The following is a 16795-nucleotide window of genomic DNA, read 5'->3' on the forward strand; positions in this document are numbered from 1 at the left end:
GTGTCCGGTCCGCGACCCGGTTGGCCCGATGCGTGGACGCGTAGAGTGACTGGCGTGACGAACCCGGCCGCGCGGCGGCTTCTCCTGGTCCACGCACACCCCGACGACGAGGCGATCGGGACCGGCGCGACGATGGCGCGCTACGCCGCCGCCGGAGCCGGGGTCACCCTGGTGACCTGCACGCTCGGCGAAGAGGGCGAGATCCACGTGCCGGCGCTGGCCGGACTGGCCGCGGACGCCGCCGACCAGCTCGGCGGGTACCGGATCGCCGAACTCGACGCCGCCTGCGCGGCGCTCGGCGTGACCGACCACCGCTTCCTCGGCGGCGCCGGCCGCTACCGCGACTCCGGGATGATGGGGCTTTCCACCAACAACCATCCGCGGGCCTTCTGGCAGGCGGACCTGGACGAGGCCGCCGGGCACCTGGTCGAGATCATGCGGGAGGTACGCCCGCAGGTCGTGATCACGTACGACGCGAACGGCTTCTACGGACATCCGGACCACATCCAGGCCCACCGGGTCGCCATGCGCGCCGCCGAACTGGCCACCGAGGAGGGCTTCGGCCCGTCCAAGATCTACTGGACGGCGATGCCGAAGAGTGTGCTGGAGGCGGGCATGGCCGCCTTCGGGGAGTCCTCGGACAACCCGTTCGCCGGTATCGACCAGTTCGAGGACCTGCCCTTCGGCACCCCGGACGACGAGGTCGCGGCCCGGATCGACGGAACCGACGCGCACGCGGCCAAGGAGGCGGCGATGCGGGCGCACGCCACCCAGATCCCGGACAACTCGTGGCTCTACACGATCGCCGGCAACTTCGGCAGCGAGTTCATGGGAGTGGAGTACTACACCCTGGCGGTGGGCGAGCGCGGACCCGGCAACGGCCCGTTCGGCTGGGAGGACGACCTCTTCGCCGGCCTGGCACTCGAACCCGGGGGCCCGACCGGACCGGCCGGTACGGGCGCCGACCGGCTGGCGGAGAGCGGAGCGCGGTGACCCTGTCCAGTCCACCGGTGTCCGAGTCCCCGCAGTTGTCGCCCGATCCGCAGCCACCGCGCCGGGCGGCGCTCGCCGGGATCATCGACCGGCTGCTCCGGATCGCCGGTGGCGCGGTGGCGGTGGTCGCCGCCGTGGTGACCGCCACGCTGGAACTCCTGCTGTCCACGCTCCGGGTCGACGGGCACCTGATCGGCGCGTCGGTGCTGGTCGCGGTGCTGGCGAACCTGGTGTTGAGCTGGTTCGCGTACCGGACGGTGGGGCGGCGCTGGGCGGTGGCGCTGCCCGCCGTCCCGTGGTTCGGGCTGATGGTGGTGGCCGCCGGCAAGACCAGCGAGGGCGACGTCCTGCTGGCCGGGGACAACTGGGTCGGCATCGTCATGATCTTCGCCGGGTCGATGGCCTTCGCCGTGATGGCGTTCCGGCTGATGCTCGCCCCCCGCCCCGGTACGCCCCCGCCGCCAACCCGCCTGGCTGGCTGATGGAACCTCCCAGGTCGGGATGGTAAGTATCTGGGAGCGTTACGGGGTTCGGCTGCTTCTGGAGGCGTGCGATGAAGGACCGTTGGCTGCCGGTCGGGGTGCTCGCGGCAGTGCTTTTCCTGATCAACGTGGTCGCCCGGCTGGTCATCCGGATCGGGTTCGACAACGATGCCGAGACCTCCGACCGGCTCTCGCTGGGCATGTTCGCGCTGATCGGGCTGATCCTGGCGACGATCGCGTTCGTACGGGGACGGCGCCAACCCGCCGCCCGGTGGGGCGGGGACGTGGCGGTCGCGGTGCTGAGCGCGATGGCCCTCACCGTCATCGTCGGGCCGTTCGTCAGCGGTAGCTACCCGTTCGCCAACGGCGCGGGGGAGTTCTTCTCCCAGATCTGGCTCTATGCCGGGTTCGCCGGTGCCGGCACGCTGCTCGGGTTCCTGGTGCTGACCGCGCTCGGGCTGGACTACCGCTCCCAGTCCCTCAAGCGGTACGCCGAGACCAAGCTCGCCAAGCCCCGCCGGGTGGTACGGCGCTGAACCGCGCCGTACCGGCTCATCCGGTGGGTTGCACCCGGGTGAGGTAGGTGTGGTGGGTGGTGAAGCCGAGCCGCCGGTAGAGCGCCACCGCGGCCGTGTTCCGCTCCTCGACCTGGAGGAACACGTCGGTGGCGCCGAGTGCTGCGGCCCAGTCGACCAGCGCCCGCACCACGTGCTGGGCGAGCCCCTGCCGGCGCGCTTCGGGCACCACCTCGATGCTCATCAGGCCCAGCCACCTTCCGGCACCGGTGACCGTGCCCCGACCGGCGGCGAGCAACGCGCCGCTGGGTCCGTACAGGTGGGCGAAGCGGACCTGGTCCACGGCGGTGAGCAGGTGTCGGGCGGCGGCCGGGAGGCTGTCCAGCGGGTCCGCGCCGACGGTGCGGCCGGCGTGGGCGGCCTTGCGGGCGGCGGCCAGGGCGAGCCAGCCGTCCGACGGGGTCGCGGCCAGCTCCACCGGGGGCAGGTCGGTCCGGTCCGGCGTACGGCCACGGACCGTGGCGAGCGGGGCGGTCTGCATCAGGGTCGGCGGGCGGGTGGTCCAGCCGCGCTCGTCGAGCGCCACGCCGACCGGTGCGGCGAGCGGTAGCGGCGTGTTGACGATCGCGGGTTGGCCGCGGTCGGCGTACCAGCGTTCGACGGCGTCGATCGCGGCCTCCAGGGGCCGGTCCGGGTCGCCGATCGGCAGCGCGGAGTTGCCCCGACCGGTCCACCCGTCGGCGGAGCGCAGCAGCCAGCCGCCGAGCCGGTCCTGTACGGGCGCCGGCCAGGCCTCGTTGGCGGCGAGTTCGAGGTCGACGACCGCCGTCGCGTTCGGGCGTCGGGCCGGCGGCACCCGCTTGGCCCGGTGCACCTCGGCCAGCGGCACCTGAAGCTTCCCCCGGTCGGTGGCGAGGGTGAGATGGGTCTCGGTGAGGTCGACCAGTTCACCCAGAGCATCGGTGAAGACCTGCCGGTCGTCACGAACCCCTACAATTCGACGGACTACCACCCGGTGTCCCACATCCTGCCGTCGGAGCACGATCGCCCCCCTCCTCGGCGAGATACTAGGCTCTTACCCGTCGCGGTTGATCGCGGCGTAGCTTGCGGAGGAGAGATCGGTGACCTACATCATCGCCGAGCCGTGCGTCGATGTGCTCGACAAGGCATGTATCGAGGAGTGCCCGGTCGACTGCATCTACGAGGGCAACCGGATGCTCTACATCCACCCCGATGAGTGCGTCGACTGTGGGGCCTGTGAGCCGGTCTGTCCGGTGGAGGCCATCTTCTACGAGGACGACGTGCCGGAGCAGTGGAAGGACTACACCTCGGCGAACTACGAGTTCTTCGAGGACCTCGGCTCGCCCGGGGGCGCATCCAAGGTCGGCAAGGTGGAGAAGGACGCCACCTTCGTCGCGGCACAGGAGCGGCGCGGAGAGGGACACTGAGCGGCGTACCGACCGGTGGGGGCGTCGCCCCCGGTGGTGGGAACGGGAGTGGGCCGTCGGGTCCGGCGCGGAGCCGGATCGACGGCCTGCCGGACTTTCCGTGGGACCTGCTGGCGCCGGCGAAGGTCGTCGCCGGCGGGCACCCCGACGGGATCGTCGACCTCTCCATCGGCACGCCGGTCGACCCCGTACCGGAGCTGATCCGGGACGCGCTGGCGGCCGGTTCGGACGCGCCGGGCTACCCGCTCACGGCGGGCACACCCGCGCTGCGGGCGGCGATCGCCGCCTGGGCCGGGCGTAACTGCGGCGCCGATCCTGCCGGGATCGGCGTACTGCCCACGCTCGGCTCCAAGGAGCTGGTCGCCTGGCTGCCCACCCTGCTCGGCATCGGGCCGGGTGACGTGGTGGTCATTCCCCAGGTCTGCTACCCGACCTACGAGGTCGGCGCCCGGCTCGCCGGGGCCACCGTGGTCCGGGCCGACTCGATGACCGCGGTCGGTCCGACCTCCCGGGTACGCCTGGTCTGGGTCAACTCCCCGTCCAACCCGACCGGCCAGGTGCTGCCGCAGGCGCACCTGCGCAAGGTGGTCGACTGGGCCCGTGAGCGCGGTGCGGTGGTGGCCAGCGACGAGTGTTACCTGACCCTGGGCTGGGAGTCCGAGCCGGTCTCGGTGCTCTCCCCGGAGGTCTCCGGTGGCTCGTACGACGGGCTGCTGGCGGTGCACTCGCTCTCCAAGCGGTCCAACCTCGCCGGCTACCGGGCCGGGTTCGTGGCCGGTGACCCGGCGCTGGTGAGCAACCTGCTGGCGGTACGCAAGCACGCCGGCATGATCGTGCCGGAGCCGGTGCAGGCGGCCATGGTCGCCGCGCTCGGCGACGAGGAGCACGTGGCGGTGCAGCGCGACCGATACGCGGCCCGGCGCGAGGTGCTGCGGCCGGCGCTGCTGAAGGCGGGCTTCACGCTCAGCCACTCGGTGGCCGGGCTCTACTTCTGGGCCAGCCGGGACGAGGACTGCTGGACCACGATCGACTGGCTGGCCGAGCGCGGCATCCTCGCCGCTCCGGGCGCCTTCTACGGTCCCGCCGGCCAACGACACGTCCGGTTCGCGGTCACCGCGACCGACGAGCGGATCGCCGCCGCGGCGGAGCGCCTCGCGGGTTGATCGGCTGCGCCTCGCCGGCTGATCACCCGCCGGCGGGGCCCGGTAATCCCGGCGCGGAAATTCTGTAATCGATCAAGGGCTTTCCGGTCCACTCGGGCTTTTGGGAGAGCGCTCTCAGGATTGTCGAAACAATCCTTGACGAGCCCGCAATCCAGCCGTAACGATGTATGCGCATACCTCGCTCAGCCACCGACCGTCGGCGTGTCGGTCATGGGCGGGAGAGCGCTCTCGTCACCACACACCGCAAGGGCGTGATCGGCGCACGCCGTCCTCCATCGCACCAGGAAAGGACTCCCCGTGCGTAGATCACTGCGATCGTGGCTCGGCGCTGTGCTGAGTGCGGTCCTCGTGGTGGGCGGCATCGTCGCCATACCACCGGCGGCCAGTGCCGCCGCGTTCAGTGTTCTCGTCTTCTCCAAGACCGCCGGCTTCCGGCACGGCTCGATCACCCCCGGCATCGCCGCCATCCAGGCGCTCGGCTCGGCCAACGACTTCACCGTGGAGGCCACCGAGGACGCCGCCCAGTTCACCGACGCGAACCTGGCCCGGTTCAAGGCGGTCATCTGGCTCTCCACCACCGGGGACGTACTCAACGCGGCGCAGCAGGCCTCGTTCGAGCGGTACATCGCGGCCGGTGGCGGTTACGTGGGCGTACACGCCGCCTCCGACACCGAGTACGACTGGCCCTGGTACGGCGGGCTCGTCGGCGCGTACTTCGCCTCGCACCCGGCCGAGCAGACCGCGACGGTCAAGGTGGCCGACCAGGTGCACACGTCCACCGTCGGCCTGCCGCAGCGCTGGTCCCGGTTCGACGAGTGGTACAACTACCGGACCAACCCCCGGGGCACCGTGCACGTGCTCGCCACCCTGGACGAGACCACGTACACCGGCGGCAGCAACGGCGCCGACCACCCGATCAGCTGGTGCCAGAACTACGGCGGCGGCCGGTCCTGGTACACCGGGATGGGGCACACCGACGCGTCGTACGCCGACGCGAACTTCCGCAAGCACCTGCTCGGCGGCATCCTCGGCGCCTCCGGCACCGTGGCCACCGACTGCGGCGGCACCGTCAACAGCAACTTCCAGCAGGTCGAGCTGGCCAAGGGGGTGGCCGAGACCGGTGAGCCGATGACCCTCACCGTGCTGCCCGACCGGGGCGTACTGCACACCTCGCGCAACGGGGTGGTCCGGCACACCGACGCCGCCGGCAACACCAAGGTCGCCGGCACGCTGGCCGTCTACACCGGTGACGAGGAGGGTCTGCAAGGCATCAAGGCCGACCCCAACTTCGCCACCAACCGCTGGGTCTACCTCTACTACGCGCCACCGCTGAGCACTCCCGGCGGCGGTGCGCCGGCCACCGGCACCCCGGCCCAGTTCGCCCCGTGGAACGGCGTCAACCGGCTCACCCGGGTCACCCTGAACGCCGACAACACCCTGAACCTGGCCAGCGAGGTGCTGGTCCTGGAGGTGCCGACCAGTCGGGGCATGTGCTGCCACGTCGGTGGTGACATGGACTTCGACGCCGCCGGCAACCTCTACCTGTCCACCGGCGACGACACCAACCCGTTCGACTCGGCCGGCTTCAGCCCGATCGACGAGCGGACCGACCGCAACCCGGCCTTCGACGCCCAGCGGACCTCGGCGAACACCAACGACCTGCGTGGCAAGGTGCTGCGGATCAAGCCGAGCGCGGCCGGCGGTTACACCATCCCGACCGGCAACATGTTCGCGCCGGGCACCGCCCGTACCCGTCCCGAGATCTACGCGATGGGCTTCCGCAACCCGTTCCGGATGAGCGTCGACAAGGCCACCGGCGTGGTCTACCTCGGTGACTACGGGCCGGACGCGGGCGCCGCCGACCCGAACCGGGGACCGGCGGGCAACGTGGAGTTCGCCCGGATCACCCAGCCCGGCTTCTACGGCTGGCCGTACTGCACGGCGCGCAACGACGCGTACAACGAGTACACGTTCCCGAGTGGCCCGTCGGGTGCGAAGTACAACTGTGCCGGCGGTGCGATCAACAACTCGCCGAACAACACCGGCCTCACCCAGCTCCCGCCGGCCGTCCCGGCCTGGCTGCCGTACGGTGGCTCGGGCAGCCCGCCGGAGTTCACCGGTGGCGGCCTGTCGCCGATGGGTGGCCCGGTCTACCGGTACAACGCGGCCTCCACCTCGGACGTGGCGTTCCCGCAGTACTACGACGGCACCTTCTTCGCCGGTGAGTTCGGCCGCCGCTGGATCAAGAACGTGAAGATCGACTCGGCCGGCGAGCCGTTGAAGATCAACTCGTTCCCGTGGACCGGCACCCAGATCATGGACATGGAGTTCGGTCCCGACGGAGCCCTCTACGTGCTCGACTACGGCACCGGGTGGTTCAACGGCGACGCGAACTCCGCCCTCTACCGGATCGAGTACGCCCGCGAGGGCAGAGCGCCGCTGCCGAAGGTCACCGCGACCCCGACCAGCGGGGTGGCACCCCTGACCGTGGCGTTCTCCTCGGCCGGCACCCTCGACCCGGACGGCGACCCGTTCACGTACGCCTGGGACTTCGACAACAACGGCACCACCGACTCCACCGCCGCGAACCCGAGCTTCACGTACACCACCAACGGCGTACGCAGCCCGACGCTGACGGTGCGGGACAGCACGGGCAAGACGGCCACCGCGAGCGTGGTGGTGACCGTCGGCAACAGTGCGCCGGTGGTCACCGTGAACACCCCGCTCAACGGGTCGACGTTCAACTTCGGCGACGCGGTCCCGTTCACCGTGACCGTCACCGACGCCCAGGACGGGGCGATCAACTGCGCCCGTGTCAAGGTCAACTACGTACTCGGCCACGACTCGCACGGTCACCAGCTCGGCAGCGTGCAGGGCTGCACCGGGGTCATCCAGACCTCGGCCGACGGCGAGCACGACACCGCGGCGAACATCTTCGGCATCATCGACGCCGAATACACCGACCTGGGCGGCGGCGGCCAGGCGCCACTGACCACGCACACCCAGGCCGTGCTGCAACCGCGTACCCGCCAGGCCGAGCACTTCGGCGACTCCAGTGGCATCCAGATCACCGCACCCGGCAACGCACAGGGCGGCGGGGCGATCGGGTACGTCGACAACAACGACTGGATCTCGTACACCCCGTACAACCTGACCGGCATCCAGTCGTTCAGCGCCCGGGTCGGCGCACCGGCCGGCGGTGGCGGCACCCTCGAACTGCGGGTCGACTCACCCACCGGACAACTGGTCGGCTCGGCCACGGTGGTGCCGACCGGCGGATACAACACCTGGGCCACCGTCACCGGCGCGGTCACCGCACCGACCGGCACCCGCACGCTCTACCTGGTGTTCAAGGGCACCGGCCCGTACTTCGACGTGGACGAGTTCACCCTCTCCACCCAGCCCGGCGGCGGCCCCGGACCGGACCCCGATCCGGATCCCGAACCAACCGGCAACCTGGCCCTGAACAAGCCCGCCCGCACCTCCAGCATCGAGGGCGCGTTCGTCGCCGGGAACGCCTTCGACGGGGCGATCGGCACCCGCTGGGCCAGCGCGTTCAGCGATCCGCAGTGGATCGACGTCGACCTCGGCGCCTCGTACGCGATCAACCGGGTCAAGTTGACCTGGGAGGCGGCGTACGGCAGCGCGTACCAGATCCAAACCTCGCCGGACGGGGTCACCTGGACCACCATCCGGAGCGTGACCGGCGGTGACGGCGGGGTCGACGACCTCACCGGCCTGACCGGCACCGGCCGGTACGTACGCCTCAACGGCACCACCCGAGGCACCGCCTGGGGCTACTCGCTGTTCGAGTTCGAGGTGTACGGCGGCGGCAGCGGTCCGAACAACCCGCAGCCCGGCGCCAACCTGCTGCTGAACAAGCCGACCCTCGTCTCCAGCAGTGAGGGGGCCGGCATGTCCGGTGCCCAGGCGGTCGACGGCAGCCTCACCACCCGCTGGTCGTCGCTCTTCGCCGACCCGCAGTCGCTCCGTGTCGACCTCGGCACGCCGACCGCGATCGGCCGGGTGAAGCTGACCTGGGAGGCGGCCTACAGCAGCGCGTACCAGATCCAGACCTCGAACGACGGCACCACCTGGACCACCGTGCGCTCGGTGACCGGTGCCAACGGCGGGGTGGACGAACTGACCGGCCTCGGCGCCAACGGCCGCTACATCCGGGTCAACGGCACCGCCCGGGGTACGGCCTACGGCCACTCCCTCTGGGAGTTCGAGGCGTACGCCAGCTAACCACCACCACAGATGTGGCCGGTACGGGATCTCCCGTACCGGCCACATCGCTACGTGTACCGCTCGCCGCTCGGCCGATCCGGCCGAGCGAGCTGTCCGGATCTTGACCCTCTTCGATGCCTCCGGGGTGCCACGTCCTACGCTGGCGGCCATGGCGCAGGCGTTGATCGACGAGGTTCGTGCTCTCTCCGCCCGGATCGCGGCGCTCGCGCCGCAGATCGAACACGACCGGACGATGCCGGAGGAACTCGTCTCCGAGCTGGCCGGGCTGGGACTGTTCCGGCTCGCCGCGCCGCAGAAGGTGGGCGGCATCGAGGCAGACCCGCTGACCATGTTCGAGATTTTCGAGGAGTTGGGCCGGGCCGACGGCTCGGTCGGCTGGTGCACCATGATCGCCGGCGCGACCGGGTTCACCCTCGGCCACCTCGACGAGTCGACCGCGACGGAGCTGCTCACCGACCCGCGGTTCCTGGTCACCGGCGTCGCGGCACCGTCGGGCCGGGCGACCACCGTGCCCGACGGATACCGGGTACGCGGCCGCTGGTCGTTCGCCAGCGGCAGCCGTCAGGCCACCCACCTCGTCGGTGGCTGCCTCGTGTACGACGGGGACGAACTCGTCACCGGGCCGGGCGGGGTGCCGCAGATCCTGCACGTGATCATGCCGGCGGCCGAGGTGACCGTCCACGACAACTGGGACGTGGTCGGCCTCTCCGGCACCGGCAGCCACGACATCGAGGCGGTCGACGTGTTCGTCCCGTCGGCGTACACGTTCTCGATCTTCGGGCCGGCGCGGGAGGACCGGCCGCTCTACCGGTTCCCGGTGTTCGGCCTGCTCTCGTTCGGGATCGGCGCGGTGGCACTCGGCATCGGCCGTGCCGCGCTCGACGAGTTCGGGCGGTTGATGGGGGAGAAGCGCGACGCGTTGACCGGGCAACCGATGGCGGGCAAACCGATGAGCCGGGTCGTGCTCGCCGAGGCCGAGGGGATCCTCGGCTCCGGCCGGGCGTACCTGGTCAGCGAGATCGCCGAGTGCTGGCGGCTGGTCTCGGCTGGCGAGGTGGTGCCGGTCGACCGCCGGGCGCGGCTGCGACTGGCCGTCGCCCACGCGGCCGGGAGCGCAGCCCGGGCGGTCGACCTCGTCTACCACGCCGGTGGCGGGAACTCGGTCCGGCTGGCGAGCCCGCTGCAACGCTGCTTCCGGGACGTACACGTGGCGACCCAGCACGCCATGGTCAACCTGGACGTACTCGAAACGGTCGGCGGGGTGCTCCTCGACCAACCGGTGTCCACCGTACGGCTGTGATCCCGCGACCCGATCGCTCGCCCGATCGACCGCCGACCCCTAGGGTTGGGGACATGGTCGATGGTCCGGTGGTGGTGGTACGCGGCGAGGCGTTTCGTGAGGTGCCGCCCGAACTGGCGCGCTTCCAGGTCACCGCGACCGCGCGGGACAAGGACCGGCAGGCCACCCTGGCCCGGCTCGCCGAACGGGCCGAGGCCGTACGCACACTGATCGACTCGTACGGTGCCGCGATCGAGCGCCGGGAGAGCGGCCAGTTGCAGGTGTACCCCGAGGTCAAACGCGCCTCCGAACGGGTGGTCGCGTACCACGGTAGCGTGAGCACGACGGTGACCGTCACCGACTTCACCGTGCTCGGTGAACTGATGCTCCGACTGGCCGACCGGGACCAGACCCAGATCGCCGGCCCGTGGTGGGAACTGCGGCCGGGCAGCCCGGTCCACCGGGAGGCGCGCCGGGCCGCTATCGGCGAGGCCGTCGACCGGGCCCGGGAGTACGCCGACGCGCTCGGCGCCCGGGTGACCGCCCTGGTCCAGCTCGCCGACGCCGGCACCGACCAGCCCCGGCCGATGATGATGGTCGGCTCGGCGCAGAGCTACCGGGCCAAGGGCGCGATGGACAGCGTGCCCGAACTCGACCTCGATCCACAGCCGCAGAGCATCCAGGCGAGCGTCGAGGCGCGGTTCACCATCAGCGAGCCGACGGTGCTCGCCGAGCCAGGCGACTGAGCCGGCCATCGTGCCCGTACCGGCGCAGCCGTACACCTTCGACCAGCTTGTCGCGCGGGCGCGCGCCCTCGCCGGAGCCGGCCCCCGTCGAATGCTCGGCATCACCGGCGCACCCGGTGCCGGCAAGTCCACCCTGGCCGGTCGGTTGGTCGACGCCCTCGGCCCGACGGCGGCACTGGTCCCGATGGACGGTTTCCACCTCGCCGAGGTGGAGCTGCACCGGCTCGGCCGGCACGCCCGCAAGGGTGCCGTCGACACCTTCGACGGCGCCGGTTTCGTGGCCCTGATGCACCGGCTCCGTACGGTCGTCGACACCACCGTGTACGCGCCGGAGTTCCGCCGGGACCTGGAGGAGTCGATCGCCGGGGCGATCGCCGTGCCGCCGCAGGTACGGCTGGTGGTCACCGAGGGCAACTACCTGCTGGTGCCGACCCTGCCCTGGGGCGAGCTGCGCGGGCTGCTCGACGAGGTGTGGTTCCTCGACCTCGACGCCCCCGAGCGGTTGCGGCGGCTCACCGAACGGCACGTCGGCTTCGGTCGGGCGGCGGCCGAGGCGGCGGCCCGGGCCCGTGGCACCGATCAGGTCAACGCCGACCTGATCGAGACCACCGCGATCCGCTCCGATGTGGTCGTACGACTTTCCGAATGACACATCGGCCGGGTTGGCAGGCAACCGGTGCCAACCAGGTGAATATCCCTCGCCGAGAGTCGTGTACCCGACGCGGACGCCCATCGGAGTGAACCACTACCCGGCGGGGTGATAGCGAAGCGCATCGAGGACTGGTAAACCGGGCGGACAACGTCGTTTCGGTGGGTTCGGGACGTTGACTTTCGAACATCGACAGGAGGCCCGTGTCCGCACGGAAGGTATTGACCTGGTACGCCGTTGGAATGGGCGTACTGGTCGGCTGTTTCTTCGCCGTGCCGGCGCTGCGTACCGTCCTGTCCGGGCTGGTGGGCCTGGGTGGCGCGGCAGCCATCGCGGCCGGCGTACGGTGGCACCGCCCCCGCCGCGGATACACCTGGTGGCTGCTTTCCGCCGGCATGGCCCTGCTGGCCGTCGGCGACCTGCTCTACAGCTTCGACACCGGATTGCCGAGCGACACGCCGGCCTCGGCTGCGGACGTTTCCTACCTGTTGATGTTTCCGCTGATCGGCGCGGGACTACTCGGACTCACGAGATCAAACATTGTCACCCGTGACCGCTCCCAGTTCTTCGACTTTCTGATCTTCAGCACCGCCGCCGGATTCCTACTATGGATCTTCGTCCTCGCTCCGTACCTGACCGAGCCCGGAGTGAGCCCGTTCAGCAGCTCGACCCTGGCCGCGTTCGCCCTGGCCGACCTGCTGGTGCTGGCGACCACCGTCCGGCTGCTGACCAGCACCCGGATCAACCCTGCCGCCGTACTGCTGGTGATCGGTGCCGCCGGCATGCTCGCCGCCGACCTGGGCTACGGCATCGCCCTGCTCGACGACGGCTGGCAGCCGGGTGGGCCGTTCGAGCTGGGCTGGTTCGCCTTCTCCGTCTGCTGGGGCGCCGCCGCCCTGTACCCGGACATGACCCGGCTCACCGAACCGGCGCAACCACGGCAGATCGAGGTCGGGCGGCTGCGACTGGTGCTGCTCGGGATGGCCGCCGTACTCGCCCCGGCGGTCCTGCTCCTGCAGGCCGTGACCGGTGACGTACGCGACGGGACCGTGATCGCGGTGGTCTCCGGGGTGATGTTCGTGCTGGTCCTCAGCCGGCTCGCCGATGCCGCCGACGCGCACCGGCTCGCCGTGACCCGGGAGCGCAGCCTCCGCAAGGCCGCCGCCGACCTGGTCTCGGCGACCGCCGCCCGCGAGGTCGACCGGGCGGTACGCGCGGCGATCGCTCGGCTGGTGCCCAAGCACGCCGCGCACCGGGTGGTGTTCACCGTCAACCGGGCCGACGGGGTGCCGGCGGTGGCGACCAGCATCTGGGGCCCGACCGTCAACGAACCGTCCGCGTACTACCCGGCGCCGAGCGTGGCGACCGCCCGCCGGACCCGGGTGCTCCGGGTGGGCGCGCTCCAGCCGGCGCTGGCCGAGCAGTTGGGACAGTTCAGGACCGCCGTGCTCTGCCCGCTGGTGCTCGACGAACGGGCCACCGGACTGCCCCGCGTCGGCGCACTGCTCGTCGCCGCCGACCCCGAGGTGCTCGCCGGGCTGCGCGACTCGCTGGAGGTGCTGGCCGCACAGGTGGCGCTGGCCCTGGAACGGATCGGGCTGAGCCAGGAGATCAGCCGCCGGGACAGCGAGGCGTACTTCCGCAGCGTGGTGCAGAACGCCACCGACGTCATCCTGGTCGTCGACGACGACCGGTCGATCCGGTACGCGAGCCCGTCGGTCCGGGCCGTGATCGGCATCGAGCCGACCGACTGCACCGAACTGACCTCGGTGGTGCACCCCGACGACCAGGAGATGCTCGACGACCTGCTGGAACCGGTGCACACGGCCGGGGAGTGGGCCGACTGGACCGTACGCCGCCCCGACGGGGAACGGATCCACCTGGAGGTGAGCTGCCGGGACCTGCGCCGGGACCGGACCGTCCGGGGGCTGGTGGTGACGATGCGGGACATCACCGAGCGGCGCCGGCTCGAACAGGAGCTGACCCACCGGTCGATGCACGACGTACTGACCGGCCTGGCCAACCGCGCGTCCTTCCAGGACCAGGTGTACGCGGCCGTCGGCCACTCCCGGCGCAGCGGCCGTACGGTCGGGGTGCTCTGCGTCGACCTGGACGAGTTCAGCTCGGTCAACGACGCCCACGGTCACGCCGTCGGCGACGGACTGCTGATCGCGGTCGGGCAGCGGCTGCGGGAGCTGGTGGGCGCCACCGGTCTGGTGGCCCGGCTCGGCGGTGACGAGTTCGCCGTCCTGGTGCCGGACGCGGAGAACCCGGAGCAGGCCGAGCAGCTCGCCGACGAGATCATCCGTGCCCTCGCCGAGCCGCTCGCCGTCGGCGACACCCTGGTCAACGGTTCGGTCAGCGTCGGCGTGGCGACCAGCGCCGACGCCACCGACGCGGGCGAACTGCTCAAACACGGCGACCTGGCCCTGTACGTGGCGAAGGGTGCGGGCAAGGGCCGCTGGTGCCGCTACCAGTCGGAGCTGCACACCGCGATCGTGCAGCGGCTCGAACTGCGTACCGCCCTGGCGGAGGCGGTCGAGCGGCGCAGCTTCGTGGTCGAGTACCAGCCGATCGTCGAACTCCGCAGCGGTGCCGCCGCCGGATTCGAGGCACTGGTCCGCTGGCACCACCCCGGCCGTGGGCTGGTCCCGCCGGACCAGTTCATCGCGTTGGCCGAGGAGACCGGCCTGATCGAGCAGATCGGCGACTGGGTGCTGCGCCAGGCGGTCGCCGCCGCCGGCCGGTGGCGGCAGGACCGACCCCCGACCGCCACGCCGTACGTCAGCGTCAACGTCTCGGCCCGGCAACTGCGCGCCGGTGGTTTCGTCGACCGGGTACGCGACGCGCTGTCCACGGCCGACGTACCGCCGACCCTGCTCATGCTGGAGATCACCGAGAGCCTCCTGCTCCGCGACGACGACCGGGTGTGGGCCGAGCTGACCGAACTGCGGACCCTCGGCGTACGGGTGGCGATCGACGACTTCGGGACCGGGTTCTCGTCCCTGAGCTACCTCCAGCAGATGCCGGCCGACGTGATCAAGATCGATCGGTCGTTCACCGCGACCGTCGCCTCGTCCCGCAGGCAACTGCTGCTCCTGGAGGGCATCATCCGGCTGGCCGGAACCCTGAGCCTGGACATCGTCGCCGAGGGGGTGGAGACCGAGGAGGTACGGATGCTGCTGATGGACATGGGCTGCGCCTCCGGCCAGGGCTACCTCTTCTCCCGCCCGCTCGGCGAGGAGGACGCCAGCCGATGGGGCCCGCAACGCCGTACTCCCGCCCCGATCCAGCGCGGCTGACGCATCCCGCGTAGCACAGCGGCGCTTGATCGGGTTGTTTTCCACAGCCGTCGAGGTTGTCCACAGGGCAGCTTCGCGCCGATTGCCGGCGTAGCAGGGCTCGGGCACCCTCGGCCGGGTGGACCCGGAACTGCGTACGCTGCTGGTGGCGGGCGGCGGCCTGGTCACCCGATCGGGGAGCCGGCGTGCCGTGCCAGGATGGGCGATCGACAACGCCTGTCGGTCCGGTTCGCTGCGGCGAGTGCTTCCCGACGTGTACCTGGACCCGGATCGGGAGGGCGAACCGAATCTGCGGTGCCGGGCGGCGCTCGCGTACGTCGGTGACCGGGGTGCGCTGAGCCACACCACCGCGCTTGCGCTCTGGGGATGCCACGAGTGGGCGCCCGGCGATCCGGTGCACGTGACCGTGCCCGCGGCGGTACGGCTGCGTTCCTTTCCCGGCCTCGTACTGCACCGGGTCGACGGGTTCGAGCCGGAGCCGCCGTACGCGGTGCGTCGGCAGGGCCGGCCGGTGACGCGGCTGGAGCGGTCCCTGGTCGACTCGTGGCCGCTGCTGCCCATGGACGAGCGCAGGGCGGTGGTCATCGAGGCGGTCAACGGGCGGATGACCACAGTGGCGCGTCTGGGCGAAGCCCTCGCGGGCGCACCCAGGTTGGCTGGTCGGCGGGAGTTCCGGGTGCTGCTGGAGCGGCTGGCGATCGGCTGCCGCAGCCCGCTGGAGATCTGGGGTCACGAGCGGGTCTTCAGCGGGCCGGGCATGCCGACCTTCCTCCGTCAGGAGCGGGTACGGGTTGCCGGGCGGGCCTTCGACCTGGACGTCTACGCCGAACGGGAACGGGTCGACTTCGAGTTGGACGGGGCGGCCTGGCACGGCGACCGACGGCAGCGGGAGGCTGACGTACGCCGGGACGCGCTGCTCGCCACGCTCGGCATCCTGGTGGTCCGCTTCACCCACCGCCGACTGACCCACGAGCCGTCCGAAATCCGCCACGAGATCCTGGCCATCCTCGCCGCCCGCAACTCGCGTCTCTCTTGATCCACGCGCTCTTATCTGTTCCCGAATGCCCCCGGCCAACAGCTCAGAGCGCAATGATCATGAAATTCAGTGCGACTGGCGGGGCGGGTCAGGGGAGGTGGCGGTGGATTCGGGCGGGGTTGCCCAGGGCGATGACGTTGGGGGGTAGGTCTCGGGGGACGACGGCGCCGGCGCCCACCACCGTGTTCTCGCCGATGGTGACGCCGGCGAGGACGATGGCGCCGCCGCCGAGCCAGACGTTGTCGCCGATGACGATCGGTTTGGCAGCCTCCCACTTGGCCCGGCGTGGCTCGGGCTCGGTCGGGTGGGTGGGCGTCAGCAGTTGGACGTTCGGACCGATCTGTACGTCCGCGCCGATCGTGATCGGTGCCACGTCGAGCATGACCGCACCGTAGTTGACGAAGGTGCCGGAGCCGATGCTGATCCGGTAGCCGAAATCGCAGTAGAACGATGGGCGTACGACGACCCCGTCGTCGACCGATCCGAGCAGTTCGACGAGGAGTTGTCGACGCAGTTCCGGTGTGCCGACACTGCTTGCATTGAAGCGTTCCATCAGCAGCGCCGCCCGTTGGGCGTCGGCGATGATCTCCGGATCGTCGGCGAGATACAGCTCGCCCGCGAGCATCCGTTCCTTGTGCGAGGCCATCGCTTTCCTCCGGATTGTGCGACCACCGTAGGCGCGCCGGAGCTGGCCCTGCCTGCCGCGATCCGTCCCCGCGATGATCATTGCGTCGAATGTGGGGGGAGCGTCGGAAATGATCACAAGCGATTGAATGGTCTAATTCTAGATAGCCTTGGGGCTATCCGATGCATACCCAGTATGCAATGCTGACCGGTGTCCATGCAGGACCTGGCATCCATGAGATGTCGACCGGGGAGGTTTGCGTTGCAGTTGCCCAGGAGATTGACCGCAGTCGTACTAGGGGTCGGG

13 protein-coding genes are annotated in these 16795 nt (G+C 70.8%); 11 read left to right on the forward strand and 2 right to left on the reverse strand.

Annotated features, from left to right (window positions below; all coding sequences use genetic code 11):
• Positions 1-45 precede the first annotated feature (45 nt).
• The 3 genes from mshB (at position 46) to OIE47_RS18035 (ending at position 2011) form a co-directional block, all read left to right on the forward strand.
• Positions 46-993: an N-acetyl-1-D-myo-inositol-2-amino-2-deoxy-alpha-D-glucopyranoside deacetylase gene (gene mshB, locus OIE47_RS18025; RefSeq protein WP_326562639.1), complete on the forward strand. Its 948-nt coding sequence runs from the start codon at positions 46-48 to the stop codon at positions 991-993.
• 17 nt (positions 994-1010) lie between these two features.
• Positions 1011-1475: a hypothetical protein gene (locus tag OIE47_RS18030; RefSeq protein ID WP_442792117.1), complete on the forward strand. Its 465-nt coding sequence runs from the start codon at positions 1011-1013 to the stop codon at positions 1473-1475.
• Positions 1476-1546: 71 nt separating this feature from the next.
• The gene (locus OIE47_RS18035) at positions 1547-2011 is read left to right on the forward strand and encodes a hypothetical protein (RefSeq protein WP_326562640.1); all 465 of its coding nucleotides are present in this window, start codon (positions 1547-1549) and stop codon (positions 2009-2011) included.
• 16 nt (positions 2012-2027) lie between these two features.
• On the opposite strand, the gene OIE47_RS18040 is transcribed toward OIE47_RS18035, so the two are convergent.
• Positions 2028-3032: a GNAT family N-acetyltransferase gene (locus tag OIE47_RS18040; RefSeq protein ID WP_326562641.1), complete on the reverse strand. Its 1005-nt coding sequence runs from the start codon at positions 3030-3032 to the stop codon at positions 2028-2030.
• 79 nt (positions 3033-3111) lie between these two features.
• Between OIE47_RS18040 and fdxA the strand changes: the two genes are divergently transcribed.
• The 8 genes from fdxA to OIE47_RS18080 all read left to right on the forward strand — a co-directional run bounded on the left by fdxA (position 3112) and on the right by OIE47_RS18080 (position 15864).
• A complete protein-coding gene (fdxA, locus tag OIE47_RS18045; RefSeq protein WP_326562642.1) occupies positions 3112-3438 on the forward strand; it encodes a ferredoxin in 327 nt (108 codons plus the stop codon).
• Between the two features lie 77 nt (positions 3439-3515).
• On the forward strand, positions 3516-4601 hold the full coding sequence (gene dapC / locus OIE47_RS18050; protein ID WP_326563148.1) for a succinyldiaminopimelate transaminase: 1086 nt from the start codon (positions 3516-3518) through the stop codon (positions 4599-4601).
• Between the two features lie 297 nt (positions 4602-4898).
• A complete protein-coding gene (locus OIE47_RS18055; protein WP_326562643.1) occupies positions 4899-8849 on the forward strand; it encodes a ThuA domain-containing protein in 3951 nt (1316 codons plus the stop codon).
• Between the two features lie 151 nt (positions 8850-9000).
• Positions 9001-10152 carry an acyl-CoA dehydrogenase family protein gene (locus OIE47_RS18060; protein ID WP_326562644.1) on the forward strand — a complete coding sequence of 384 codons (1152 nt, stop codon included), beginning with the start codon at positions 9001-9003 and terminating at the stop codon, positions 10150-10152.
• A gap of 53 nt (positions 10153-10205) precedes the next feature.
• On the forward strand, positions 10206-10877 hold the full coding sequence (locus OIE47_RS18065; protein WP_326562645.1) for an SIMPL domain-containing protein: 672 nt from the start codon (positions 10206-10208) through the stop codon (positions 10875-10877).
• A gap of 10 nt (positions 10878-10887) precedes the next feature.
• On the forward strand, positions 10888-11526 hold the full coding sequence (locus OIE47_RS18070; RefSeq protein ID WP_326562646.1) for a nucleoside/nucleotide kinase family protein: 639 nt from the start codon (positions 10888-10890) through the stop codon (positions 11524-11526).
• Between the two features lie 203 nt (positions 11527-11729).
• Positions 11730-14828 (forward strand): putative bifunctional diguanylate cyclase/phosphodiesterase, encoded by a 3099-nt coding sequence (locus OIE47_RS18075; RefSeq protein ID WP_326562647.1) that lies wholly within the window; start codon positions 11730-11732, stop codon positions 14826-14828.
• Positions 14829-14946: 118 nt separating this feature from the next.
• On the forward strand, positions 14947-15864 hold the full coding sequence (locus tag OIE47_RS18080) for a DUF559 domain-containing protein (protein WP_326562648.1): 918 nt from the start codon (positions 14947-14949) through the stop codon (positions 15862-15864).
• Positions 15865-15952: 88 nt separating this feature from the next.
• Here OIE47_RS18080 and OIE47_RS18085 read toward each other — a convergent pair whose 3' ends face one another.
• A complete protein-coding gene (locus OIE47_RS18085) occupies positions 15953-16510 on the reverse strand; it encodes a sugar O-acetyltransferase (protein WP_326562649.1) in 558 nt (185 codons plus the stop codon).
• Positions 16511-16795 lie beyond the last annotated feature (285 nt).

Source organism: Micromonospora sp. NBC_01796, from assembly GCF_035917455.1.
Classification (GTDB): Bacteria; Actinomycetota; Actinomycetes; order Mycobacteriales; family Micromonosporaceae; genus Micromonospora_G.

Excerpts from the sequence above, each read along its gene's own strand:
- OIE47_RS18035 (WP_326562640.1), top strand. The coding sequence starts at position 1,547 with ATGAAGGACCGTTGGCTGCCGGTCGGGGTGCTCGCGGCAGTGCTTTTC.
- OIE47_RS18085 (WP_326562649.1), bottom strand. The coding sequence starts at position 16,510 with ATGGCCTCGCACAAGGAACGGATGCTCGCGGGCGAGCTGTATCTCGCC.
- OIE47_RS18060 (WP_326562644.1), top strand. The coding sequence starts at position 9,001 with ATGGCGCAGGCGTTGATCGACGAGGTTCGTGCTCTCTCCGCCCGGATC.
- OIE47_RS18065 (WP_326562645.1), top strand. The coding sequence starts at position 10,206 with ATGGTCGATGGTCCGGTGGTGGTGGTACGCGGCGAGGCGTTTCGTGAG.